A 22,789-nucleotide genomic window follows, 5' to 3' on the forward strand; every position below is an offset into this window, starting at 1 on the left:
TCACGATCCACCATTGACCGCGGCCTCCTTGATCGCGCCCTGCTCGACGCCCCAGGCCTGCAGGATCTTGCCGTAGGTGCCGTCGGCGATCAGGGCCTGCAGCGCCTTCTGCACGGAGTCGCGCAGCGCCGTGTTGGCCTTGTTGACGCCGATGCCGTACGGGCCGCCGTCGATCGGCTCGCCGGGGACGACCTCGAAGAACTTGCCGTCGCCCGCCGTCCGGGAGATGTAGACCGCGCTGGGCAGGTCGTTGAGGATCGCCTGGACGCGGCCGGTGCGCAGCTGGTTCTGGTTCTGGTTGTCGCTGTCGGTCGCGGTGACGTCGACCGCGGGCCGGCCGGCCTGCGTGCACTTCGTGCTCTGCCCGGCGGCGAACTTCTGGTGGCTGGTGCCCTGCACGACGGCGACCTTCTTGCCGCACAGGGTGTCCGGGCCGGTGATGCCGTCGGGGTTGCCCTTGCGGATCATGATCGTGATGCCCGAGGTGAAGTAGTCGACGAAGTCGATCTGCGCCTGGCGGGCCTTGGTGTCGTTCATGCCGGCCATGGTGAGGTCGATGCGGCCGGACTGGAGGCTGGTGATGAGCGAGCCGAACGCCATGTCCTGGTGGGTGACGGTCACGCCGAGCTTGGCGGCGATGGCCTTGGCCAGATCGACCTCGTAGCCGATCGGGGTCTTGCCGTCCGCGGCGTAGAAGTTGTTGGGCGCGGACTGCAGGTTCGACGCCAGGTGCAGGCCGGCCTGCTTGACGGTGTCCGGCAAAGCGGCGTTGAGCTGGGCGTCCTTCTGCACACCTTGCACGATGGCGGCGGTGTCCGGGATGCCGGAGGCGGGCGCCCCGGCGGCCTGCGACGTCCCGCCCGCGCCGTCCGGACCGCCACCACAGGCCGTCACCAAGACGGCAACGCTCGCGAGCAGCACCGCCTGCACGGCACGAGAACGGGACATAACGGACCTCCATTGTTCGGCTGGCCGAGACGCTACAACTCCGTGTTGAAGAGGTCAACTGGCTGTTGAAGTCTGGCTTTGCTGCTAACTTCGCGCACATGAGCCTGCGGATCGGCATCCTGGGGGCGGCTCGCATCGCCCCGGCGGCCCTGGTCAAGCCCGCCGCTTCGAACGCCTCGGTCTCGGTCACCGCCGTCGCGGCCCGCTCACCCGAGCGCGCGCAAGCGTTTGCGACCAGGCACGGGATCCCCACGGTGCACGCCTCTTACGAGGGCCTCCTGGCGGATCCGGACATCGACGCGGTGTACAACCCGCTCCCGAACGGCCTCCACGGACGCTGGACGCGGGCGGCACTGGCGGCGGGGAAGCACGTCCTGTGCGAGAAGCCGTTCACGGCGAACGCGGCGGAAGCCCGGGAGGTCGCCGCGCTGGCCGCCGAGTCGGACCGCGTGGTGATGGAGGCGTTCCACTACCGCTACCACCCCCTGTCGCTGCGGGTGGAGGAGATCGTGGCGTCGGGCGAGCTGGGCCCGGTGCAGCGGGTCGAAACCGCGTTGTGCTTCCCGCTGCCGAAGTTCTCGGACATCCGCTACGACTACGGCTTGGCGGGCGGCGCAACGATGGACGCGGGCTGCTACGCGGTCCACATGGCCCGCATCTTCGGCGGCGAGACGCCCTCGGTGGTGTCGGCTTCGGCGAAGCTGCGATCGCCCCGGGTGGACCGCGCGATGACGGCGGAACTCGCGTACCCGTCCGGCCACACCGGGCGGATCGAGTGCTCGATGTGGTCGTCTTCGTTGCTGAAGATCAGCGCGAAGGTGACCGGCTCGCGGGGGTCGCTGGCGGTGCTGAACCCGGTGGGCCCGCAGGCTTACCACCGGCTCACGGTCCGCGTGGACGGCCACCGCCGCACGGAGAAGTTCCCGCGCCGGGCGTCGTACGCCTACCAGCTGGACGCCTTCGCGGCGGCGGTCCTGGCGGGCGCACCGGTGAAGACCTCGGCGGCCGACGCGGTCGAGACGATGACCGTGATCGACGAGATCTACCGCGCGGCGGGTCTCCCGCTGCGCGAACCGAGCTGAGCGCGCACGTCGGCGAGGGCGAACCAGCTCGCCACGTGCGGCTTCCGGCTGCGCAGCCCCGGCGAACCGGCCGCCCCGCACCCGAAACAGGGCGAGGCGGCCGGGGCGGACCTAAGCCGCCACGTAGTTGCCGCTCAGGATCAGCAGCACCTGGATCGTGATGCCCGTCCCGTAGTAGTCGGTCGCGTCCGGGGACCACGACGACACCGCCGTCCACAGCTTGTCCAGCCAGGCCTGGCTGCCCGGGTCCGTCATCGCCGCCACCGCGAACGGGGCCGTGAAGCACGGGTGCTGGCCGCTTTCGGTCTTCGAACCCGAAAGCGAGTACCCGCTCTGGATCTTCGCCGGGTCACCGCCCGTGGCCGACTTGATCCAGGTGTTCATCTTGCGCACCTGCGGGCCGGCCGCGCTGCCGGCCGCCGTGATCGCGTCCGCGCCGAGGCGCCACGGGTCGCGGCAGGCGTTCCAGCTGTACTTGCCGTCGTTCGGGCCCTCGAGGAAGTTCGACGGCGCCGGCTTCGGCGTCGAGTTCGTGTTGACCACGAAGTCCGGCAGCAGCCCGGTGTTCGGCGCGTACGACGACTGCAGCTGGCTCACCGCCGTCTCCGAGCGGGTGCGGACGGAGTCCCAGAAGGCGTCGCCGGTCGCCGCGGCGAAGGCGCGCAGGTGGCCCGGCATCCAGTCCGACGAGCGGGAACTGTTCTTGTACTGCGCGTCGTTGCCCCAATCGCCCAGCAGCGTGAACTTCGTGGTGCCGTTGACCTCGCTCTTCTTGATCGCGTTGATGATCCGGACGGCTTCGGCCTTGTAGTTCACCGAACCGCCGCTGCCCCACTTCTTGTCCGCGATCAGCAGGCCGTAGGCGATTTCGAGGTCGCCGTCGGTGGCGGAGTCGCTGCCGTTGACGCTCTTGCAGCTCGAATTCTGCTCGGCCGCGTGCAGGTCCTTGTTGTTGACCGACGGGTGCGCCTTCACGAACTTCAGGATCCCGTCGACGATCGAGCGCGCCTGCGGGTCCTTCTCCGCCATCATCGCCGAGATCGTCATGCCGTACCCCTCGCCCTCGGCGACGAAGGCGTGGTCGGCGTCCTTGGACAGCACGGCGTAGGTGCCGGTGCCGCACTTGGTCGTCAGGAAGTTCTTCTTCCAGAAGTCGTAGTACTTCTGCAGTGCGGCATCCTGCGTGGCCTGCGAGACGGACGGCCGCAGCGTTCCCGGCACGTACGGCGTACCGGCCGCGGACGCGGACGTGGGCACGCTCAGCAGCCCCGCGGCGAGCGCGGCCGAAACCACCACCGCCCGGACGACTCTCTTCATGGCTCCTCCGTAAAGCATCGTTGGCTGCGGCGGGGGTGTCCCGAAGCGTGACAGACGGTTCAAGACCAGGTCAAGACTGTTAGGAAACTTTCCTTACTATCACGCTGAGTGGGTCCCGCCGAGCTCCGCCCACCCGGACGGGCTAGCGTGGCGGTCATGAAGATCGACCTCGACGGCCGCGGGCCGGACTTCCGCGCGTTCTGGACCGAGCGCCACCTGGCCACCCTGACCACGGTCCGGCCGGACGGCACCCCGCACGTCGTCGCGGTCGGCGTCACCGTCGACTTCGAGGCGGGTCTCGCCCGGGTGATCACCTTCGCCCCGTCGGTCAAGGCCCGGCTCGTCCGCGCCGCCGGCCCGGACGGCATCCCGGTCGCGATCTGCCAGCTCGACGGCCCCCGCTGGTCCACTTTGGAGGGACGAGCGGTGCTGCGCGAAGACCCGGAATCGGTGCGCGACGCCGAAAACCGGTACGCCGCCCGCTACCGGCAGCCCAAGCCGAACCCGCAGCGGGTCGTCATCGAGATCACCGTGACCCGGGTCCTCGGCAACGCCTAGTACCAGCCGAGCTCGGCCAGTTTTTCCTCGGCGGCGCGCCGGGTCCAGAACGTCACCTTGTCCAGCCGGCCCGACGCGGTCCGGAACTTGAGGCTGCGGCCGCCGAACGGACCGCGCGTCCAAAGCAGGCCGGTCACCTCGGCGCGGCTGAACAGGATCGGGTCGTGGGTGTAGGAGGCACGCAGCTCGGCTTGGTCGCGGGTGACCAGCAATCTGGAGGAGTGTCCGATCACCGTCAGGCCGTTCACCAAGGCCGTTCCCCGCAGGACGAGGTCGTAGTCCTCGTACCGCAGCGTGACGCACCGGTCGGCCGGGTCCGGCGGCGGCACCCGGCCGAGACCGCCGGTCTTCGCCCGCCACCGGACCACGATCAGCGCCGCCACGACATAGACGACCGCCGCCGGCACGACGATCCACAAAGCCGCAGGATCCATCGACGTCCCTCCTTCACCGGCCGCCCGCGCGGGCGTGCACCAGCCGGGTGTACTCCGCGAGCAGCTCCGTCAGCTCGCCGTGCTCCCCCGCCGACGCCAGCTGCTGGTGGCCCACCAGCATCGCCATTCCGAGCGACGTCAGCGTCCGGGCCAGTGCCCGGTCGCCGACGATCCCTTCGACCGCCTTGCCGACCGTCCGCAGCCGGGCGTCGTCGACGCGCTTCTGCGCCGCGCGCACGGTCTCGTCGTTGCGCGCCCACGCCCGGATGGCGGCCTCGGCTTCGTGGGGCAGCCCGAGGGTGAGGTCCATCAGCGCGGCGAAGTCGGCGGCCGGCCCGCCGGTGCCGAAGTTCCGCTCGCGCAGGATGCGCACCTGGCGGTTCTCCCAGTGGTCCAGCAGCTGCGCCACGAACCCCGGCCAGCCGCCGAAGTGGTGGTAGAACGACCCGCTCGTGACGCCGAGGCGGCGGCACAGCGAGCCGACGTTCAGCTCGGTGAACCCGCGCCGCGCCAGCACCTCCAGCGCGGCCTCGAAGTACCCGTGCCGGGTGACCGGCGGCATCAGACGTTCCGGTCCCGGTCCCGCCAGTAGGGTTCGCGCAGCGAACGCTTGAGGATCTTGCCGGTGGCGTTGCGCGGCAACGCGTCCACGACGTCGACGCTGCGCGGGCACTTGTAGTGGGCCAGCCGCTCGCGGCAGAACTCCACGATCTTCGCGGCGTCGGGCTGGTCGCCGGCGACGACGGCCTTGACCTGCTCACCCCACTTCTCGTCCGGGATGCCGATCACGGCCACCTCGGCGACGCCGGGGAACTCCGCCACCACGCGCTCGACCTCCGGCGAGTAGACGTTCTCACCGCCGGTGATGATCATGTCCTTGACGCGGTCCTCGAGGAACAGGAACCCGCCCTCGTCGAGCCGCCCGACGTCGCCGGTGCGGACCCAGCCGTCCACGATGGTCTCCGCGGTCGCCTCGGGCCTGCCGAGGTAGCCCGCCATCCGCTGCTCGGTGCGCACCCACACCTCGCCGGCCGCGGCGTCCGCGGTGTCCTCCTTGGTGACCGGGTCGACGATCCGGATGTCCACTCCGGACAGCGCGGTGCCGGCCGACGCCAGCCGTTCCGGGCGGGTGGTGTCCCGGTGCGCCGCCGGGTCCAGCGCGGTGACCGCGCCGGACAGCTCGGTCATGCCGTAGACCTGGGCGAAGTTGACGTCCGGCCAGGCGGCGAGCACCGTGCGCAGCAGCGGGAGCGGCATCGGCGAAGCGCCGTAGCAGAGGTACTTCAGCCGGGAGAACGCCTGGAGCGCGGCCTCGCCGGCCTGCGCGATCCCGGCGACGACGGCGGGCACCAGGAAGGCGTGCGTGATCCCGGCCCGCAGGGCCGCGAACAGCGACGCCGCGTCCGGCTCGCGCGTCAGGTAGGAGGGCTCGCCGTAGAGGAACCCGGAAACCGCGTAGCAGCTGCCGCCGACGTGGAACAGCGGCATCGCGACCAGGTTGACGTCGCCAGGGCCGAACGGCAACACCGTCCCGGCGGCGAGGCCGTGCGCGAGGACACCGCGGTGGGTCAGCACCGCGCCCTTCGGGAAGCCGGTGGTGCCGCTGGTGTACATGACCAGCACGCCGTCGTCGGTGTCGACGTCGCTTCCGGCGTGCGGCGCGGCGGAGGTCAGGAAGGCCTCGTACTCGTCGGCGTCCCCACCGACGACGAGCACGCGTTCCACCGCGGGCAGCCGGTCGCGGATCGCGTCGAGCGCGGGCCGCAGCTCGGCGCCGACGAAGACCACCTTCGCGCCCGCGTCCTTGAGCACGTACGCGAGCTCGTCACCGGACAGCCGCCAGTTCACCACGGCGTTGGCCGCGCCGAGCCCGGCCGCCGCGAAGGTCGTCTCCAGGCAGGCGGGGTGGTTCTTGTCGACGAACGCGACCCGGTCGCCCCGGGTGATCCCCGCCGCCGCGAGGGCTCCGGACAGCCGCCGGACCCGCTCGTCGAACTCCGCCCAAGTCCAGCTCCGGTCGCCGAAGACGAGCGCCGTGTCCGTGGGGCGTTCGCGCGCCCAGTGCGCCAGGAGCTCGCCGAACAGCCGGACCCGGGGGCGGACGTCTTCGGGCATGGGAGTTCCCTTCGGGCCGGCTCTGGACCATAGACGGCTCTATGGTGCGCCGCGTCACAGCAAGCGTCAATACCGGTCAGCGGGACCTTTTTTGACCGCATTGTCGGCATATCGCATGCTGTACATGATGTATGAAAGCACTCGACGAGGAGGCTTCGCATGACGGGCAGCACCCGGCGTGAGTTCCTGAAGGCCGCCGGCGCGGCGGGCGGGCTGCTGGCCGCGAGCGCGGTGTTCGGGCCGGCCGGCGCGAACGCGTCCCCCGCCGATGAGGACCCGTGGGCGCGCGTGCCGGTGATCCTCGGCCGGATCACGCCGCCGTCGTTCCCGGACCGGGTGTTCGACATCCGGTCCTACGGCGCGGTCGGCGACAACTCGACCGACTGTACGCCCGCCTTCAAGGCGGCGATCGCCGCGTGCCACGCCGCCGGCGGCGGGCGCGTGCTGGTGCCCGCCGGGAAGTTCCGCACGGGCAAGATCCACCTGCTGTCCAAAGTGGAGCTCCACGTCGTCGGGACGATCCGCTTCCGCAGCGACGCCGCCTCGTACCTGCCGGTGGTGTTCACGCGCTGGCAGGGCATCGAGTGCCACAACTACTCGCCGTTCCTCTACGCGATCGACCAAGCCGACGTCGCCATCACCGGCTCCGGCACGATCGACGGGAACGCGGCGGCCGGCCCCTGGTTCGACTTCGACGGCAAACGCGGCCCCGACTGGGACCGGCTCCAGCAGCAGGCGGCCGACGGCGTGCCGGTGTCGCAGCGGGTGTTCGGCGACAAGCACTTCCTCAAGCCGAACCTGATCCAGTTCTACCGGTGCCGCAACGTCCTGGTCGAGGGCGTCGCGCTGCGGAACCCGGCGATGTGGACGGTGCACCCCGTGCTGTGCCGCAACGTGACGGTCCGGAACGTGACGGTCTACTCCCGCGGCGCGATGGTCGACGGCGTCGACCCGGAGAGCTGCGCGGACGTGCACATCCACGGCTGTTCGTTCGACACCGGCGACGACGGCACGGTGATCAAGTCCGGCCGCGACACCGACGGCCGCCGCGTCGGCGTGCCGAGCGAGGACATCGTCATCGAGGACAACGACTACTTCGGCCGCTGGGGCGCGATCACCGTCGGCAGCGAGATGTCCGGTGGCGTGCGCAACGTCTTCGCGCAGGACAACCGGATCCACGCCGGCTCGTCGTACAAGTCGTTCTACGGCGTGTACCTCAAGACGAACCCGCGGCGCGGCGGGGTCGTCTCGGACATCCACGTGCGCCGGCTGACCGGCGGCCCGGTCGACCGCGGCGCGATCTACGTCGACATGAACTACAGCCTCACCGGCCCGGGCTACGGCCCGATCGTCCAGCCGGTGATCCGCGACATCGACCTGGGCGACATCCACCTCGACGATTCGCCGTTCGCGCTGAAGATCAGCGGCGCGGAGGCAAGCCCGCTGACCGGGTTCCGCCTGGCGGACAGCACGTTCACGAAGATCGACACCCCGGCGCCGCAGATCACGAACGCCCGGGACGTGACGCTCTCGAACGTGACGGTGAACGGAAAGCCGGTCTAGGCGGTCCGGCCTTCGAAGCGCAGCCGCGCGGTTTCGATGTCTTCGATGTACCGCTGGGTCCAGCCGCACATGCTGTCGACGGTCGCGCGCAGGCCCTGACCGGGCTCGGTGAGGGTGTACTCGACGCGCGGCGGCACGGTCGGGTACACCTCGCGCTCGATCAGGCCGTTGCGCTCCAGCATGCGCAGGTTCTGCGTGAGCATCTTGTGGCTGATGCCCTCGACCTCGTTCCGCAGCTCGCTGAAGCGCAGCGTGCGCTCGCCGAGGGTCTCGATGATCAGGAACGCCCACTTGTTGGCGACGTCCGAGAAGATCTCGCGCGCCAGCGAATCCGCACGGGAAAGGTCCGCGTCCTGCTTGGTCACCATCAGGTTCCCCTGTCACCGAAAAGTGCGTTCTTCCACGTCGACGCACACTCTCCTATGGTTCCCGGGTAACCACAAGAGAGCACGGAGGAAAAGATGGCCGTCACCATGGTGGATCCCCGCGAACTGCCCGAGATCGACGGCTACCACCAGGTCGCCGTCGCCGAGGGGACGAAACTGGTCTTCGTCGCCGGACAGGTCGCCTGGGAGACCGAAGGCGACCTCGCCGCCCAGGTCGAGCAGGCCTACGTCAACGTCGCCGCCGCACTGGCCGCGGCCGGCGGATCGTTCGACGACGTGGCGAAGCTGACCGTCTACGTCGTCGACTGGACGCCCGGGAAGATGCCCGCCCTGCTCGACGGCATCGCCCGCGGCAGCGCCAAGATCGGGACCACGGCGAAGCCGCCGGCCACGCTGATCGGCGTCGCGGCGCTGGACGTCCCCGAGCACCTGGTCGAAATCGAAGCGACCGCGGTGCTCTAGGCGAACAGCGAGAGCAGCCCCTCGGTCGAGCGCACCACCACGTGCGCCGCCGTGCGCTCCGCGTGCGGGCGGTCCGGCCGCTCGGCCTCGTGCCGCCAGCGCCGCAGGGCGTCGAGGCCCGCGTCGTAGATCTCGTTCGGGTCCGCGTCCGGTTCCAGGCCCAGTCGATCGGCCGGCGCCGTGCCCTGGGCGCCCAGCAGGCGGACCGCTTCCTCGGCGGGCTCCCCGGACAACGCCGTGCGGCCGCCGCGGATGTCGGCGATCAGCCGCAGCTCGCGGAAGTCGTGCGCGGCCGCGGCGAAGCGCTCCACCCGGGACACCAGCCGGTCGCCGCCCGGGCGGGGCTGGGCGGCCAGCAGCGTCTCCAGCCGGATGATCGCCGTCCGCGCCCGCAGCGCCTCCGCCCGGGCCACGAAACACCCGGCCAGGGTGTCCCGCAGCTCGCCCAAACCGCTGCGGCGCACCAGTTCCGCCGAGAGCTTCACGCGGTCGTCGCAGCCGGTGCGGATCAGCGTGAGCGCCAGCCGGACGCCGAACATGCCGAACCGCACCACCAGCGACCGCCGCGTCTCGACCGGGATCGGGCCCGGGAACGCCGGGTCGGTGAACGAGTCCACCGACAGCACGTGCCGTTCCAGCTCCTCGCGCGGCACCGCGGCGAACGCCGCCAGGAGGTCGAACTCGTCGTCGCGCAGCGACCGGCCGCCGTACGCGAGCTGCCCGGCGACGGCGATCACGCCCAGGAACCCGGTGCACAGCGGGTCTTCCCGCCACGCGCGCCGCGCGAGCTGCTTCGCGGTGAGCAGCGCGTCGATCCGGCCCGCGCCGACCTCGTCGGCCCGCGACAGCACCAGCACCGAGTTCACCGCGCTCTGCCGCGCGAACGCCGAGCCGCCCGGCGGGTGCGCCGCCGCGAGCTCGTCCGGCTCGAGGTGGCGGACCAGCCGGACCGTCGCGTCCGGGACGTCGTCGGCCGGGCCGGGGTCGTCCAGCAGCACCAGGTCACGCAGCGCACGCGTGGGCCATTCGCCCAGCGCGGCGGCGAGCGTGGTCTTCCCCGAGGACGGCGCCCCGGTGAACGCGACGCGCAGCGGCTGCTCCAGCCGGTCGAGACAGTCGTGCAGCAGCGCCGAAGCCCGCGGGTCGTCCCGGTACAGCCCGGCCGCGGCGTGCAGCAGGTCGCGGACGTCCTGGGTCACGCCGAAAGCTCCCGCCGCTGCTGCCGTCCGGCGATCGTGCCGAGCTCGCCCGCGCGCTGGTGCAGGCCGGCGAGCCGGTCGATCTCGCGGCGGAAGTGCCCGGTCCGCCGCTCGCGCTCCGCGGTGCCGGCCAGGATCGTCTCGCGTTCGTGCGTCAGCTCGTCGGCGAGTTCCTCGGCCAGCCCGGTGAAGTGGTCGCGCAGCCGCCGCTGCACGACGCGGATGGCGTCGCGGCATTCCTTGCTGAACCGCAGGAACACGTCGTCGACGTGCCGCTGCGCCGCCTGCTTGGCGACGGCCTGCCGGCGCTGCAGCCGCATCCCGCCTTCGTCCTTGATCGTCTTCGCGGCGAACGCCGCGCCGGCGCCGATCGAGACCGGGTTGATCAGCGGCAGCCCGGCGAGGCTGGTGACCAGCCCGAACATCAGCACGCCGCCGTACGATCCGCGCAGCCCGGTGAAGGCCTGCTGGCCGATCTTGAACTTCTCGATCTTCGGCCGCCCGACGTCGTCGAGGTGCTCCACGCCCGAGCCGTCGAGCCGCAGGTCGGGCAGCGCGCGGTCGTACTGGGCGCCGAAGCACGCCGCGACCGCCTGGGCGATCCACTCCGCCCGGTCGGCCAGCCACGTGTAGTTGATGTCGACCGCCTCGGCCAGCGCGTTGTCCAGCCAGGGCGCGAATTCGTCCCACACCTTCGCCGGATCGCCCTCGTCGAAGGTGCGGTCGATGGTGTTGACGATCTTGCGGGTCCGCTCGCGCAGGTCGTACTCGGCGTCCGACAACAGGTCGGTGATCTCGTCGGACAGCAGGTTCTGCCAGCGGGTGTTCTGCCGGCGCAGGTCGTCGGCGCGGCGCTGGGCCCGCTGCAGCAGCGCGGCCTGGCCGAGCCCGGCGTCCTGCCCGGCGGCGTCCATGCGGTCGCGCAGGGATTCGACCAGTTCGGCCGCGGCGGCGCGCACGCCGACGGCGGCGAGCAGCGCGCGAGACCGCTCGGGCGGGCGCGCGGCCTGCTCGGCGATCCAGCCGAGGAGCTCCGGGAAACCCGAGCGGGCGTTGAGTTCCGCGTCGCCGGTCTTCGCGGCGGCTTGGCGCACCACGGCCGAGACGGGCAGGACGGGCGCGTCGATCCCGGCCTCGCCGAGCATGGCGCGGTCGCGTTCGGCGACCGCGCGCCACCCGGGACAGGCGTCGATCTTGGTGAGGGCCAGCACGACGTGCGGGCACCAGGTGCGCACGTGCCGCGCGAGCGCGAGCTCGGCGGCGCTCAGGGGGGCGGTCGCGTCGGAGACGAGGATCACCGCGTCGGCTTCGGCGAGCAGGTCGAGCGCCGCGGCGGTGCGCGGTGACCGCGGGTCACCGACGGGTGGGGTGTCGACCAGCACGAGGCCGGCCGAGAGGAGTTCGCGCGGCACGCCGACCTCGACGCGGCTGAGCGTGCCGGCCGGCCGGGCACCGAGTTCGCCGGTGAGCCGTTCGACCGCGACCGGGATCCGCTCGCGGGACCGGCCGACCAGGGTGGCGGCGGGTTCGGCGGCGTAGGCGATCTCCGTGGGAACGGCGGGGGTGGCGGCGTCGCCGACCGCGCACACCGGCGCGTTCAGCACGGCGTTGAGCAGGTAACCCTTGCCCTGTTTGGGAAAGCCGAGCACGCCGAGCCGGGTCTGCCCGGCGGGGGCGTCCCGGCGTCTGCGCAGGCGCTCGGCGAGATCGGCGCGGCCGTGCGTGCGGCACGCGTCCAGCGTCTCGTTGAGCACTTCGAGCCAAGCCGGTGCGGTCACGATGGACGAGTGTCCCCGGTTCACTCCCCGTACGCACACCGGGTGCCCGTCCCGCGGCTGCACCCAGACCGCGGGACGGGCACCGGTGACCGGTTCGGGGATCAGTGCCCGAGGTGGATGTCGTTGTGCGAGGCGATGCTGCCGAGGTGCAGGTTGCCCAGGGTGTGGTCGGTGACGTCGGTGACGTCGGACACCACGTCGTGGACGGCGGTGCCGTTGCCGGTGGCGAGCTCGGTGGCCTGGCCGACGACGTTGTGGTCGGCGCTGATGCCGGTGACCGAGGTCACGGCGTTGGTGACGTCACCGAGGCCGTGGACGGCGCCGGCGACCTGGCCGGTGACGTGCTGGACGTCGACGTCGCCCGCGCCCTTGAGGATGCCCGAGAAGTCACCGACGTGGCCGGTCAGGTTGCCGACGCCGAGGGAGTCGGTCACGTGGCCGAGGGTGTCGGCGGTGTCCCCGACGTGGCTGTTGACCTCGCGGATCTCCGCGTTCGAGGTGGCGAGGACCTGCTGGGCCTCGCCGACGCCCACGGCCGCGGTGTAGGCCACGTTGCCGGCCACGCCGTCCTGCGGCTCGGTCAGGTAGGCGGGGGCCGCGGTCAGGTTGGCCAGCGCCTGCGAGTCCAGGCCGTGGGCCAGGTCGCCGCCGAGGATGGCGCCGGTGGCGTTGCCCGCCAGCGCGGTCACGTTCGCGGCGTTGGTGACGTCGTTCACGCCCGGCAGCGAGCCGAGAACGCCGACGGCGGGCAGCTCGCCCACGGCCGGGAGCTCGCCGACGCCCAGGTCGCCGACGCCCGGCAGGCCCGCGGTGGCCGGCAGGCCGAGGCCCGCGGTGAGGGCGGTGAGCTGGTCGATCGCGCCCTGGACGCCCGGGGCGTCGGTGCCGACCGGGGACAGGTCGCCGACGACGGGGAGACCGCCGACGGCCGGCAGGCTGTCGACCGGCACGTAGTCGAGCACCAGCGGGAGGACCTCGTGCACGTCGGCGGCGCTGACGTCGCCGAGGCCGGCGGCAGCGAGGGCGCCCTGCGGGTCCGTCCCGAAGGCCGCGAGCGCGGTCGGGTCGTTGAGCAGGTTCAGGGCGAAGTCGTGCAAGGTCTGCACGGATTCCATGGAGTTTCTCCTGGTCCGGTGGTTCGGGGGACAGCAGCGACCGCAGGGACCGCCGCTCCGTGATCAAGGTAGGGAGACCGTCCCCCAGCGCACATCGGGGATCACTCCGAGTCGCGATCCGGTCATCCGATAGGGGATCGATATGTCATCGTTAGGGAGTTAGGGGCTCATCCGCGACGCGCTCAGTTGGGTTAAATCCCTCCAGACCCTTGCCTGACTAACCCGTTTGGGTGAGGATGCCCCGAACCCTAGGGGGATTCCGTGCCCCCGATCGGCCGCCACGAGGTGAGGAGGAAAGCGCCGTTGCCCTACGTCCTCGGGATCGATGTGGCCCAGGGCCGGACCCACGCCGCGACCTGCCGCCGACAGGGCCCCGGCTGGAGCGAGCCCGAACCCCTCTGGCTGGGGGAACGGTCCCCGGCCGCCGCGTCCGCGCTGTTCCTCGACGACGAGGGGTACCTGCTCACCGGCGACGCGGCCGCGCAAGCGGGCACCCAGGTGCCGTCGCGGCTGCTCACCGGCTTCCACCGGCGGATCGGCGACGACGTGCCGATGCTCGTCGAAGGCGAGCCGTTCCCGCCCGAGACGCTCACCACGGTGCTCGTCGAGGGGATCGCCGAGCACGCCGCGAACCTGTTCGGCGGCCCCCCGCACCACCTGGTGCTGACCCACCCCGGCGACTGGGGCGGCTACCGCCGTGACGTGCTGCGCCGGGCGCTGGCCGACGCCGGGTTCACCGCGGTCACGCTGGTCCCCGGCTCGATCGCCGCGCTCGCCGCGCACCTGCCCGTTCCCGGCCCCGGCGCCCAGGTCGCCGGGGTGTGCGAGTTCGGCGCCGACGGCGTAAACGTGACGCTGGCGACGGCGAGCGGCGCCGGCGGCTGGCAGCTCGGGCAAAGCGCCGAAGGCGTGGCCCCGGCGGCCGCGCTGAGCACGCTGTTCGCGCTCGCCGGAGCGGCGTCGACCGCCCCGAAGGGGCTCGCCGGCGTGGTGTTCTGCGGCGACGTCCCGCCGCACGCGCTGCCGGCCCGGCCGCCGTGCCCGGTGTTCGCGGAACCGGTTCCGCCGGCGACCGCCGCCCTCGGCGCGGCCGCCCTCGCGGGGCTGCGCGCCGACCACCGCGGGACGCCGCAGGAACCCCCCGCCGTCGAAACCACCCTGCTCCCCAGGGTGGACACGCTCGGTGAGCTCGGCGAGCGGCCACCCCGGCCGCCGGTCGAGATCACGCCGTTCGAACTGCCCGAGCGCACCGGCCCGCTGAGCCTGTTCCGGCGGCGGCGCCCCCTCGCCGCCGCGGTCCTGGTGCTCGCCGCGGCGGTCTCGGCCGTGGTGATCACCGTCACCGCCCGCGAAGCCACCGCCGGCCCCACCCCGGCGCCCGCCCCCACCCACTGCGTCCCCTCCGGGGAAGGTCACTGTTGAACACACTGCTCACGCAGGTCCCCGCGCCGCACACCGTTCCCGTGCACCCGGCGGCCCGGCAGCTGCTCGACCGCGTCGCCGCCGAACCGGCCGCTCCCCTGCGGCTCGCCGTCGTGGCTCCGGGCGGGTACGGCAAGAGCGTGCTGCTCACCGCGCTCGACCGCCGCTACCGCGAGGCGGGCGTCGAAGCCGTGCTGGTCGACGACGCCGACCGGCTCGGCCCCGACCAGCTCGAGGAGCTGCTCGCCGGCGCGGACGGCCCGATCGTCGTCGCGCACCGGCCGGCCGCGGTGGCGCCCGGCTGGACGCTGCTGCAGCTCGGCCCGCTCGGCGTCGAGGACGTGGCGCGGCTGATGTCCGCGGCGACGGGTTCGCCCGCCGACCCGGCCGCCGCGGCCGAGCTGCACGCCCGCAGCGGCGGGGTGCCGCGGCTGGCCGAGCGCGCGCTGCTCGGGCGGCTGGAGGAGTTCCGGCCCGAACTCGACGAGCTCGACGACGACGTGCTGCGCTACCTGATCGCCGCCGAAGCCGGCGCCGGGCGCAATCTGGACTTGCTGTGCGCGCTGCTCGACCGGCGCCCCGACCAGCTGCCCGCGATCGTCGAGGGCGCCCGCGCGACCGGCCTGCTCGCCCCGGACGACACGCTGCTCCCGCTGGCCGCGGCCGCCGTCCGCGACTTCGGGCCGCCCGCGCGGCGGCTGACGACGGTGCAGCGGCTGGTCGAACTGCAGCTGGCGAACGGCCTCCCGGTGCTCGACCTGGCCCGGTCCCTGCTCGGCACGGGCAGCTCCGGCGCGTCCGCGGCGGCCGCGTTCGCCGCGGCGGCGGGCGAAGCACTGCCCTCCGACGCCCGCTTGGCGACGCGGTTGTTCGAGGCCGCCGCCGAAGCGGGCGACCGCTCCCCGGCCGTCACGGCCGGCTGGGCGCGCGCGGCCGCGTTGTCCGGCGACCTCGACACCGCGTTGCGGCTCGGCGACGGGATGCTCGGCGCGGCCGACGAGGAAACCCGCGCGGCGGGCGCGGAGATCGCGGCGACCGTGCTGGCCCACCGCGGCGAACTGGCCCGCAGCGCCGAGCTGTACCACTGGGCGGGCCGCGCCGACGCGTTCTCGGCGACGGCGTTGGTCGGCACGGGCGACCTCGATGGCGCCCGCCGCCTCCTCGACTCCCCCACCCCCGGCGTCGCACCGACGCTGTTCGCCGGCGCGGCGACCCGGATGGCCCGCGGCATCGTCGATTCGGTGTCCGGCTGCGCGACCGAGACGTTGTCGACGTTGCTCGGCGCGGCCGCGATGCTGGAGCCGGCGCTGGGCGGGACGCTGCTGCCGGACAGCCCGGCCGCGCTGGCCGCGCTCGTCGCCCTGCACACCGGCGAGCTGGCGCTGGCGGAGTCGGTGCTGCGCCGGGCGCTGGACGGCGGGACCGGTGGGGAGCTGCTGGCCGCGCGGCACCGGTTGCTGCTGGGCTGGGTCGCGATGACGGCGGGCGACCTGGCGACGGCGGCGGAACACCGCGACGCCGTCGCGGAACGTGTTCTGGAGGCGCGCGACGAGCTGTTCTTCGCGGCGCTGGAGCTCGGCCTGGCCCGGCGGGCCAGTGACCTGGTCGGGCTGCAGCGGTCGTGGCACCGGGCGTACCAGGCCTCGATGCGGCAGCAGACGGACCTGTTCTCGTTGCTGCCACTGGGCGAGCTGGCGATCGCGGCGGCCCGCACCGGCGCGTTCGCCAAGCTGTCCGGCCAGTTCGAGCGCGCCCACACCCTCCTGTCCCGCCTCGGCGAGCCTCCACTGTGGACGGTCTCGCTGGTCTGGCACGAGCTGCACGCGGCGATCACGCTGGAGGACGCGGACGCGGTCAAGGCCCACCTGGCGACGTTGACCACCCACGCCCACTGCGGCCGCCACCCCCGGGCCCTGGCCACGGCGGCCCAGGGCTGGCTGGCGGTACTGGGCGGAACCTTCGACCCGGACACGATTTCCGCGGCGGCGGCGGAACTGCACGACCTGGGACTCCGCTGGGACGCGGCGCGCTTGGCCGGCCAGGCGGCGATCCGCACCTCGGACCGCAAGGCGATGGTCCAGCTCCTGGAGGCGGCCCGCCAGTTCCAGGGCCCCTCGGCCCGCCGCGAGCCGGGAACCTCCCCGGAACCGGCGACGGGCACGGGCTTGGCGGCCCTGAGCGACCGCGAGCTGGAAGTGGCCAGGCTGGTGGTGGAGGGGCTGACGTACAAGCAGGCGGGCAGCAAGCTGTTCATTTCGGGCAAGACGGTGGAGCACCACATGGCCCGGATCCGCGGAAAGCTCGGGGCAGCGGACCGGCGGGAGCTGCTGGCGACGCTGCGGGAACTCCTTTCCCGCCCGGACGCGACCTAGCGCGGATTGGACCGTGGGCCTCACCCGCAGAGTCCGGCGTTTCCGATCGCCGGTTGGTTCTTCGCGGGTGGCCGAGAACCGTTGGGCTGCTCAGGCCGCGATCTTCCCATCCCCTGCCGCAAACGGGGGGCGCCCGGCGGCCCTGCCGCTCGGACAACACCGCCGAAACTCCCCCGCCCTCCCTGGGGGGACGTCCCACGACCAGTCTATCGGAGGTCAGCGACAGAAAGCTGGGAAAGGCCGAGGCTGGGCCTCGTTGTCCACATCCCGGCCGGATTGTGGACAACGAGGCCGAACCGGCTCAGGCAGCCGGTGTCGTCGTGGTGAAGGTGGCCGCCGGGCCGGTTCCCGTGGCCGTGACCGCCGCGACCGTGAACGTATAGGCCGTGGCCGGGTCGAGTCCGTCCACCACCCTGGTCATGCCCTTGACCGTCGGCTGGGTGACCAGGGCGTCGCGGCCCTCCACCCGGATCGTGCGGCCGTCGGACACCGTGATCGCGTACGCCAGGACCGGGGTGTCGCCCGCCGCTGCCGGCGGGTTCCAGCGGATCGAGGCCGCCGTGCTGCTCGGCAATGCCCGTGCGCTCGTCGGGACTCCCGGCAGCGCAACGGGTTTCGGGCCGGGGGTCACCGCCGCCGAGGGCAGCGATGGCTCACTCGTTCCGAACGCGTTGCGCGCCGCGACCGTCACCGTGTACGGCGTTCCGTCCGTCAGCCCGGGCACTTCGGCGTAGGCGAGCTTGGCGAAGTCGGCGGCGGAAATCGTCGTCGTCTTCGTGCGGCCGCCTCCCGACGCCGTCACCACGTAGTCCGTCACCGGTGCGTTGTTGAAGGCGAACGTCGGGTTCCACGTTGCGTACAGCTTGCCCGCGACCGCGAAGGTGCCGACCCGTGACGGCGCTTCGGCCGGGGCGCGGCCGCCCACCTGCCGGGTGAGCAGCTTGCGGTACGCCGGCTCGAGGCCCGCGTTCGCGACGATCGACGCCGGCGCGTCGGCCGGGTTCGCCAGGATGTGGTTGCCGCGGGTGATCGCGCCCTTGTCGACCTTGTCGCGGTCGCCCTGCTCCCAGTAGTTGCCCTCGATCAGCGTCGGGTCGTTGTTGCCGAGGTCGTCGCGGTAGTCGACGTGCACCGTGCCGACGTTGAAGTACGCCGTGCGGTACAGGACGTTGCCGCGGATCGTTTCGTAGGTGTTGCCGTTGTCGGTGTAGACGGCCTTGCCGAGCCCCCACTGGTCGTGGATCACGTTGCCGGTGACCTTTTCGCCGTCGTCGAGCGAACTGCCGGTGATGCCCTGCGTGTAGATGCCGCCGCCGTCGTCGAGCATCTGCATGTAGTCGAAGATCAGGTTGTCCGAGACGACGTTGTCGTGCGACAGGTTCGGCGTCGCGGGCCGCTTGATCTTGTCCGGCCAGCCGCCCCAGCCGACGGAGATCGCCGAGTAGCCGACGTGGTCGATCTGGTTGTGGGAAATGGTGTTCCGCACGGTGTAGCCGTTGACGATCGGCACGCCGCCGTGGAACTCGCGCGGCAGGCCGTAGAGGTGGTTGTCGGTGACCTGGACGTCGCGCACGACGTCGGCGTCGGTGTCCGTGACCGGTTTGTCGACCCCGCCGAGCTGCACGCCGTTGCCGGAGATGTCGGTGAAGATGTTGCCGCGCACCTGGGCTTCCTTGGTGCCGTCGATGAGGTCGAGCCCGGCGCCGCCGAGGTGCGTGAACACGCTGTCGCTGAACTCGACGCGCCGGCCGTGCGAGACGGCGACGTTGGCCGGCTCCCGCGTCCACGAGGCGTACGGGCAGGTGCCTCCCGGCACGAACTGGCAGAGGCCCTGGACGGCCCAGCCGTCGGCGCCGGTGATCGTGTACCCCGCCTGGATTTCCGAGAAGCCCTCGGGCGACGACGGCGTCAGCCAGGTCGCGTAGGAGTAGCGCAGCCCGCGGAAGGCGACGTCGTGGATCGGTGCGTCGGCCGTGCCTTTCGCGTCGATCAGCTTCTCCAGCACGGGCATTTCGACGTCCGCGCGACGCAGGTCCTGGCCCGGCTTCGGCAGGTAGTAGACGACGTGGGCGGACCGGTCGAGGTACCACTCGCCGGGGGTGTCGAGCAGTTCGAAGGCGTTCTCGGCGTAGGTGGGGTGCCGCCCGTTGGTGAGATCGGCCGGGCCGACCATGTTGACGCTGCGGCCGGGGATGTCCGGGAACAGCACGCGTTTCGTCGAGTTGTCCCAGCACGGGTTGGCCATGGTGATCGTCGTGCCTTCGGCGGCGGCGAGCGGGCAGCGCGGTTCGGTCCACTGGCCGAGGCCGTCGCGCTGGATGTTCCAGAGCGCCTCGCCCGAGACGTACACGAACTCGACGTCCTTCGGGTTGCGCCAGCGGGCGAGTGTGTCCGCGTCGGCGGTGTAGCCGGTGGCGGTGGCCTTGAGGGTCACCGGCACCGGGCCGCGGGCGCGTTGCTCGCGGACGCCGTCGACGTAGAGCTGGCGGGTGTTGTCCAGCCCGGCGGGTGCGGGCGCGGCGAACAGCCCCGGACGGCCCGATACCGGCCGCCAGCCGGTGACCCGCACGCCGCCGTTCAGCTCGGTGTCGCTGCCCTGCCCGTCGACGCTGCCCTGCCAGATGACGCGGTGGCCGTTGCCACCGGAGTCTCGCGCGTCGAGCCGCAGCGGAGCGGTCAGGCGGAAGACACCGGGCGCGAGGTGGACGGTGAGATCCCGGGTCAGGTGCGGCGCGCGTTTCCGCACCAGGTCGCGGGCCCGGTCCAGGCTCCGCACGGGATGCCCGGCGGTGCCGGAGGCCCGATCGGAGCCGTCGGGCGAGACGTAGACGTCTCCGCCCGTGGCTTCCGGAGCGGCCGCGGCCACCGGACCGGTTGTGGCGAGCAGGACGCCCGCGCCCAGGAGAACGGTCACCACGGTGCGGCGCCGCGTTGAGCCCCACTTGGTCAGCATGAGGGAAAGATAGGATCTCTCCGGCGGGATGTCGATAAATTCCCGCTCAGCGAGGCATCAGGTCACCTATTCATCGGATGCCTGTCCGGCATTCAGTCGCGGCTGGGGCCGAAGCGTTCCGTGCGGATCCGGTGCGGGTCGTGGCCGAGGGCGACCAGGATGTCCGCCACCGTCTCCACGAAGCCCGTCGGGCCGCAGACGAAGCACGACGCCCCGAACTCGGCCGGCCAGCCTGCCGTGTTGATCGTTGCCACGTCGATGCGGCGGGGTATGCCCGGGCGGCCTTTGGGGAGCTCGCGCGTGTACACGTAGGTCACGTCCACGCCCGCCACGGGGGTGCGCAGCTCGTTCGCGTAGTACAGCTCCGCCGGGGTGCGCAGCGAATAGATCAGCTTGAACGGCGTGCGGACGCCCGCCGCGCGGCGGGCGCGGATCATCGCCATCAGCGGGACGATGCCCGAGCCGCCCGCGATCAGGAGGACCGGGGCCGGGTCCGCCGGGCGCCAGGCGAACCAGCCGCCGATCGGGCCGCGGATCTCGACGGGGTCGCCGATCGCGTACGGGCCGGTGAGGTGCTCGGACACCTCGCCGTCGGCGACGCGCTGCACTGTCAGCTCCACGCGGTCGCCGTCCGCCGGCGCCGCCAGGGAGTAGCTGCGCTGCGCGCGGTAGCCGTCGGCGGCCGTGAGCCGGACGTCGACGTGCTGGCCCGCCAGGTGTCCCGGCCAGCCGGGCAGGTCGAAGACGAGCGTGCGCGCCGTCGGTGTCTCGTCACGGAAGTCGGCCAGGCGGGCGACCCGCCAGGCTAGTCGCCCTGATACCGCTGCTCGCGCCATGGATCCCCGTAGTCGTGGTAGCCGGCGTTCTCCCAGAAGCCCGGCTCGTCCCGGGTCTTCAGCTCCAGCCCGCGCACCCACTTCGCGGACTTCCAGAAGTACAGGTGCGGCACGAGCAGCCGCGCCGGACCGCCGTGCTCGGGGGTCAGCGGCTTGCCGCCGTACTCGTAGGCGATCCAGGCCTGGCCGTCGAGCAGGTCGGCCAGCGGCAGGTTCGTCGTGTACCCGCCGTACGCGTGCACCATGACGTAGTCGGCCTCGGTGTCGAGCCCGCCGACCAGCGTGTCGATCGAAACACCGCGCCAGCGGGTGTCCAGTTTGGACCACTGGGTGACGCAGTGGATGTCCACCGTGGGTTTCTCGCTGGGCAGTGCCATCAGCTCCGCCCAGCTCCAGGTGTGCTTCTCCCCCGCCTCGGTGGTGACGGTGAATTCCCACGTCTCGGTGCGCACGCGCGGGGTCGGGCCCGCCGACAGCACCGGGAAGTCCTCGGCCAGGTACTGCCCGGGTGGCAGCCGCGGGTTGCCACTGCGCGCCCGGCCCTGGAAACCCGGTGTCACGACACCCATGCGGCGCTCCCTTCCCGATCTCGACGAGCCTACGCCCGGACCCGCAGCCCCAGCGACGTGACGAGCACCGCAGCCTGTTCGGGGGACACGATCGCCCCGGCCAGCTCGGCGTTCAGCGGGTCGAGCGCCGAGAGGTCACTGCCCCGCAGCTCGGCTTTCGGCAGCTTGACGGCGTGCAGCAGCGCCCCGGACAGGTCGACGTCGGCGAACACGGCGCCGGCGCAGTCCGCCCCGGTGAGGTCGGCTTCCCGCATCCGGACGCCCTGGAAGGTGACCGCCCGCAGGTCGGCGCCCGCCAGCCCGGCGAAAGACCAGTCCCCGCCGGTGACCCGCAACGGCCGCAGCTCGCACCCGGTGAACGTGGCGCCGACGAGCTTGCACCCGGTGAATTCGGCGTCGAAGAAGTTGCACCGCTGGAAGGTGCAGCCGGTGAACGCCGAGTCCGTGTGCCGCGACGCGTTGAAGCGCACGTTGCCGAACACGCAGTCGGTGAACACCGAGTTCCGCGTGACCGCCTCCGAGAAGTCGGCCTCGTGGAACTCGCACCGCACGTAGTGCCGCCCGGTGATCTCCTCCCCGTACCAGTCGTCGCGGAAGAACCGCTGCTCCTCTTGCGTGGCCTCGGGCATGCCGCCAGGCTAGCGGCAGATCCGACGCCGGAGGGGCCGCGCATGCTCGACGCCGACGAGGTCCGGAAGGCGGTGCCGATGCCGGCCGCCGTCGAAGCGGTGCGCGAGGCGTTCCTCGACCTCGCCGCGGGCCGTTTCGTGGTGCCGCAACGGTTGTCCTTCGCCGGAGCCACGACGCTCGTGATGACCGCCTGCCACACACCGTCTTCGACGACCGTGGTGAAGACGCTCAACCTCGCTCCCGCCCGGGCGCCGATGATCCTGGGCACGCTGGTGTGGAACACCGCCGGCGGCCAGCTGGTCGCCGACGCGGTCGAGGTCACGACCCTGCGCACCGGCGCGGTGGCGGGCGTCGCCACGGACCTGCTCGCCCCGGCCTCGGCGAGCCGGCTGGCGCTGCTGGGCACCGGCGCCCAGGCCGCCGACCAGGTGCGTGCCGTGGCGGCGGTGCGGCCGGTACGCCGGGTGGCGGTGTTCGGCCGCGACCACTCGCGTGCTTCGGCGTTGGCAGGCCGGTTGCGGGCCGAATTTCCGGCGATGGTGGTGCGGGTGGCTTCGAGCGCTCCGGACGCGGTGTCCGACGCGGAGATCGTCTGTTGTGCTACTTCGTCCCGTACTCCTCTCTTCGATGTCGACGACTTGCCGGAACGGGTTCACGTCAACGCCATCGGGTCTTACCTGCCGTCCATGCGGGAGCTTCCCGCCGAGCTGCTCGCCACCGCCGGCTGCGTGGTGGTGGATCAGGTCGACGCCGCCCTCGAGGAGGCGGGTGAAGTGATCCATGCGGTGGACAGCGGGCTTCTCGACCGCGGAGAGCTGCTCGAGCTGGGTTCGGCGTTGCGCCGGCCGCCGGTGGTTGACGGGCGGACTGTGTTCAAGTCCGTCGGGCTCGCCGTGCAGGACTGGGCCGTGGCCCGGCTGCTCGGTGAGGCGGCCGGGGTGCGCGGGTAGGACAAGGGGCCCAGGCGGACGACACGCGTACCTGGATGGACGACATGGGGAGTTGCCCGTGGGATCGAACACCTTGGCGAAACCCGAACCAACTACCGTC

At 72.2% G+C, this 22,789-nt stretch carries 20 protein-coding genes; 7 read left to right on the top strand and 13 right to left on the bottom strand.

From position 1 onward, the window contains the following. The gene (locus ACWED2_RS29245) at positions 1-948 is read right to left on the bottom strand and encodes an ABC transporter substrate-binding protein (RefSeq protein WP_449693705.1); all 948 of its coding nucleotides are present in this window, start codon (positions 946-948) and stop codon (positions 1-3) included. A gap of 98 nt (positions 949-1,046) precedes the next feature. On the opposite strand from ACWED2_RS29245, the gene ACWED2_RS29250 reads away from it, so the two are divergent. Next, positions 1,047-2,030, top strand: a complete 984-nt coding sequence (locus tag ACWED2_RS29250; protein ID WP_449693706.1) for a Gfo/Idh/MocA family protein — start codon at positions 1,047-1,049, stop codon at positions 2,028-2,030. Between the two features lie 111 nt (positions 2,031-2,141). Here ACWED2_RS29250 and ACWED2_RS29255 read toward each other — a convergent pair whose 3' ends face one another. After that, positions 2,142-3,347, bottom strand: coding sequence for a glycosyl hydrolase family 8 (locus ACWED2_RS29255; RefSeq protein WP_449693707.1), 1,206 nt, complete (start codon positions 3,345-3,347; stop codon positions 2,142-2,144). Between the two features lie 156 nt (positions 3,348-3,503). On the opposite strand from ACWED2_RS29255, the gene ACWED2_RS29260 reads away from it, so the two are divergent. Beyond that, positions 3,504-3,905 (top strand): PPOX class F420-dependent oxidoreductase, encoded by a 402-nt coding sequence (locus ACWED2_RS29260; protein ID WP_449693708.1) that lies wholly within the window; start codon positions 3,504-3,506, stop codon positions 3,903-3,905. Here ACWED2_RS29260 and ACWED2_RS29265 read toward each other — a convergent pair. Genes ACWED2_RS29265 through ACWED2_RS29275 form a run of 3 tightly spaced genes read right to left on the bottom strand, consistent with a single transcriptional unit; the run spans position 3,902 to position 6,454 of the window. Further along, on the bottom strand, positions 3,902-4,339 hold the full coding sequence (locus ACWED2_RS29265; protein WP_449693709.1) for a hypothetical protein: 438 nt from the start codon (positions 4,337-4,339) through the stop codon (positions 3,902-3,904). The two genes, ACWED2_RS29260 and ACWED2_RS29265, sit on opposite strands and share 4 nt — an antisense overlap. 13 nt (positions 4,340-4,352) lie before the next feature. Further along, the gene (locus tag ACWED2_RS29270; RefSeq protein ID WP_449693710.1) at positions 4,353-4,901 is read right to left on the bottom strand and encodes a TetR/AcrR family transcriptional regulator; all 549 of its coding nucleotides are present in this window, start codon (positions 4,899-4,901) and stop codon (positions 4,353-4,355) included. Beyond that, the gene (locus ACWED2_RS29275; protein ID WP_449693711.1) at positions 4,901-6,454 is read right to left on the bottom strand and encodes a long-chain-fatty-acid--CoA ligase; all 1,554 of its coding nucleotides are present in this window, start codon (positions 6,452-6,454) and stop codon (positions 4,901-4,903) included. Before ACWED2_RS29275 ends, ACWED2_RS29270 begins: the two co-directional genes overlap by 1 nt. 159 nt (positions 6,455-6,613) lie before the next feature. Here ACWED2_RS29275 and ACWED2_RS29280 point away from each other — a divergent pair, with 159 nt between their 5' ends. Then, positions 6,614-8,017: a glycoside hydrolase family 28 protein gene (locus ACWED2_RS29280; protein WP_449693712.1), complete on the top strand. Its 1,404-nt coding sequence runs from the start codon at positions 6,614-6,616 to the stop codon at positions 8,015-8,017. Here the strand turns inward: ACWED2_RS29280 and ACWED2_RS29285 are convergent. After that, entirely contained in the window at positions 8,014-8,385 is a 372-nt protein-coding gene (locus tag ACWED2_RS29285; protein ID WP_449693713.1) for a winged helix-turn-helix transcriptional regulator, read from the bottom strand. The genes ACWED2_RS29280 and ACWED2_RS29285 overlap by 4 nt on opposite strands. Positions 8,386-8,478: 93 nt before the next feature. Between ACWED2_RS29285 and ACWED2_RS29290 the strand changes: the two genes are divergently transcribed. Next, complete coding sequence (locus ACWED2_RS29290; RefSeq protein ID WP_449693714.1) at positions 8,479-8,865, top strand: RidA family protein; 387 nt, start codon at positions 8,479-8,481, stop codon at positions 8,863-8,865. Here the strand turns inward: ACWED2_RS29290 and ACWED2_RS29295 are convergent. From ACWED2_RS29295 to ACWED2_RS29305, 3 genes are all read right to left on the bottom strand, one after another. Further along, a complete protein-coding gene (locus ACWED2_RS29295) occupies positions 8,862-10,064 on the bottom strand; it encodes a GTPase (protein WP_449693715.1) in 1,203 nt (400 codons plus the stop codon). The genes ACWED2_RS29290 and ACWED2_RS29295 overlap by 4 nt on opposite strands. Continuing rightward, positions 10,061-11,842 (bottom strand): dynamin family protein, encoded by a 1,782-nt coding sequence (locus tag ACWED2_RS29300; RefSeq protein ID WP_449693716.1) that lies wholly within the window; start codon positions 11,840-11,842, stop codon positions 10,061-10,063. Before ACWED2_RS29300 ends, ACWED2_RS29295 begins: the two co-directional genes overlap by 4 nt. Positions 11,843-11,943: 101 nt before the next feature. Beyond that, positions 11,944-12,957, bottom strand: coding sequence for an IniB N-terminal domain-containing protein (locus tag ACWED2_RS29305; RefSeq protein ID WP_449693717.1), 1,014 nt, complete (start codon positions 12,955-12,957; stop codon positions 11,944-11,946). A 303-nt stretch (positions 12,958-13,260) separates the two neighbouring features. On the opposite strand from ACWED2_RS29305, the gene ACWED2_RS29310 reads away from it, so the two are divergent. Both ACWED2_RS29310 and ACWED2_RS29315 read left to right on the top strand, forming a co-directional pair. Continuing rightward, positions 13,261-14,379, top strand: a complete 1,119-nt coding sequence (locus tag ACWED2_RS29310) for a molecular chaperone DnaK (protein ID WP_449693718.1) — start codon at positions 13,261-13,263, stop codon at positions 14,377-14,379. Next, positions 14,376-16,751, top strand: a complete 2,376-nt coding sequence (locus ACWED2_RS29315; protein WP_449693719.1) for a LuxR C-terminal-related transcriptional regulator — start codon at positions 14,376-14,378, stop codon at positions 16,749-16,751. Before ACWED2_RS29310 ends, ACWED2_RS29315 begins: the two co-directional genes overlap by 4 nt. A 301-nt stretch (positions 16,752-17,052) precedes the next feature. On the opposite strand, the gene ACWED2_RS29320 is transcribed toward ACWED2_RS29315, so the two are convergent. From ACWED2_RS29320 to ACWED2_RS29335, 4 genes are all read right to left on the bottom strand, one after another. Next, the gene (locus tag ACWED2_RS29320) at positions 17,053-19,704 is read right to left on the bottom strand and encodes a fibronectin type III domain-containing protein (protein WP_449693720.1); all 2,652 of its coding nucleotides are present in this window, start codon (positions 19,702-19,704) and stop codon (positions 17,053-17,055) included. A gap of 92 nt (positions 19,705-19,796) precedes the next feature. Further along, positions 19,797-20,540 carry a ferredoxin reductase gene (locus ACWED2_RS29325; RefSeq protein WP_449693721.1) on the bottom strand — a complete coding sequence of 248 codons (744 nt, stop codon included), beginning with the start codon at positions 20,538-20,540 and terminating at the stop codon, positions 19,797-19,799. Then, on the bottom strand, positions 20,510-21,109 hold the full coding sequence (locus ACWED2_RS29330; RefSeq protein ID WP_449693722.1) for a sulfite oxidase-like oxidoreductase: 600 nt from the start codon (positions 21,107-21,109) through the stop codon (positions 20,510-20,512). Before ACWED2_RS29330 ends, ACWED2_RS29325 begins: the two co-directional genes overlap by 31 nt. A 29-nt stretch (positions 21,110-21,138) precedes the next feature. Next, entirely contained in the window at positions 21,139-21,738 is a 600-nt protein-coding gene (locus ACWED2_RS29335; RefSeq protein ID WP_449693723.1) for a pentapeptide repeat-containing protein, read from the bottom strand. Positions 21,739-21,780: 42 nt separating this feature from the next. On the opposite strand from ACWED2_RS29335, the gene ACWED2_RS29340 reads away from it, so the two are divergent. After that, entirely contained in the window at positions 21,781-22,689 is a 909-nt protein-coding gene (locus tag ACWED2_RS29340) for an ornithine cyclodeaminase family protein (RefSeq protein ID WP_449693724.1), read from the top strand. Positions 22,690-22,789 lie beyond the last annotated feature (100 nt).

The sequence above is a fragment of the Amycolatopsis sp. NPDC005003 genome (assembly GCF_053600695.1).

What these genes read in the sequence shown, in the direction of transcription:
- ACWED2_RS29260 (WP_449693708.1), top strand. Translation starts at nt 3,504, where the DNA reads ATGAAGATCGACCTCGACGGCCGCGGGCCGGACTTCCGCGCGTTCTGG.
- ACWED2_RS29265 (WP_449693709.1), bottom strand. Translation starts at nt 4,339, where the DNA reads ATGGATCCTGCGGCTTTGTGGATCGTCGTGCCGGCGGCGGTCGTCTAT.
- ACWED2_RS29250 (WP_449693706.1), top strand. Translation starts at nt 1,047, where the DNA reads ATGAGCCTGCGGATCGGCATCCTGGGGGCGGCTCGCATCGCCCCGGCG.
- ACWED2_RS29320 (WP_449693720.1), bottom strand. Translation starts at nt 19,704, where the DNA reads ATGCTGACCAAGTGGGGCTCAACGCGGCGCCGCACCGTGGTGACCGTT.
- ACWED2_RS29330 (WP_449693722.1), bottom strand. Translation starts at nt 21,109, where the DNA reads ATGGGTGTCGTGACACCGGGTTTCCAGGGCCGGGCGCGCAGTGGCAAC.
- ACWED2_RS29305 (WP_449693717.1), bottom strand. Translation starts at nt 12,957, where the DNA reads ATGGAATCCGTGCAGACCTTGCACGACTTCGCCCTGAACCTGCTCAAC.
- ACWED2_RS29255 (WP_449693707.1), bottom strand. Translation starts at nt 3,347, where the DNA reads ATGAAGAGAGTCGTCCGGGCGGTGGTGGTTTCGGCCGCGCTCGCCGCG.
- ACWED2_RS29325 (WP_449693721.1), bottom strand. Translation starts at nt 20,540, where the DNA reads ATGGCGCGAGCAGCGGTATCAGGGCGACTAGCCTGGCGGGTCGCCCGC.
- ACWED2_RS29290 (WP_449693714.1), top strand. Translation starts at nt 8,479, where the DNA reads ATGGCCGTCACCATGGTGGATCCCCGCGAACTGCCCGAGATCGACGGC.
- ACWED2_RS29275 (WP_449693711.1), bottom strand. Translation starts at nt 6,454, where the DNA reads ATGCCCGAAGACGTCCGCCCCCGGGTCCGGCTGTTCGGCGAGCTCCTG.
- ACWED2_RS29245 (WP_449693705.1), bottom strand. Translation starts at nt 948, where the DNA reads ATGTCCCGTTCTCGTGCCGTGCAGGCGGTGCTGCTCGCGAGCGTTGCC.
- ACWED2_RS29270 (WP_449693710.1), bottom strand. Translation starts at nt 4,901, where the DNA reads ATGCCGCCGGTCACCCGGCACGGGTACTTCGAGGCCGCGCTGGAGGTG.
- ACWED2_RS29280 (WP_449693712.1), top strand. Translation starts at nt 6,614, where the DNA reads ATGACGGGCAGCACCCGGCGTGAGTTCCTGAAGGCCGCCGGCGCGGCG.
- ACWED2_RS29335 (WP_449693723.1), bottom strand. Translation starts at nt 21,738, where the DNA reads ATGCCCGAGGCCACGCAAGAGGAGCAGCGGTTCTTCCGCGACGACTGG.
- ACWED2_RS29285 (WP_449693713.1), bottom strand. Translation starts at nt 8,385, where the DNA reads ATGGTGACCAAGCAGGACGCGGACCTTTCCCGTGCGGATTCGCTGGCG.
- ACWED2_RS29340 (WP_449693724.1), top strand. Translation starts at nt 21,781, where the DNA reads ATGCTCGACGCCGACGAGGTCCGGAAGGCGGTGCCGATGCCGGCCGCC.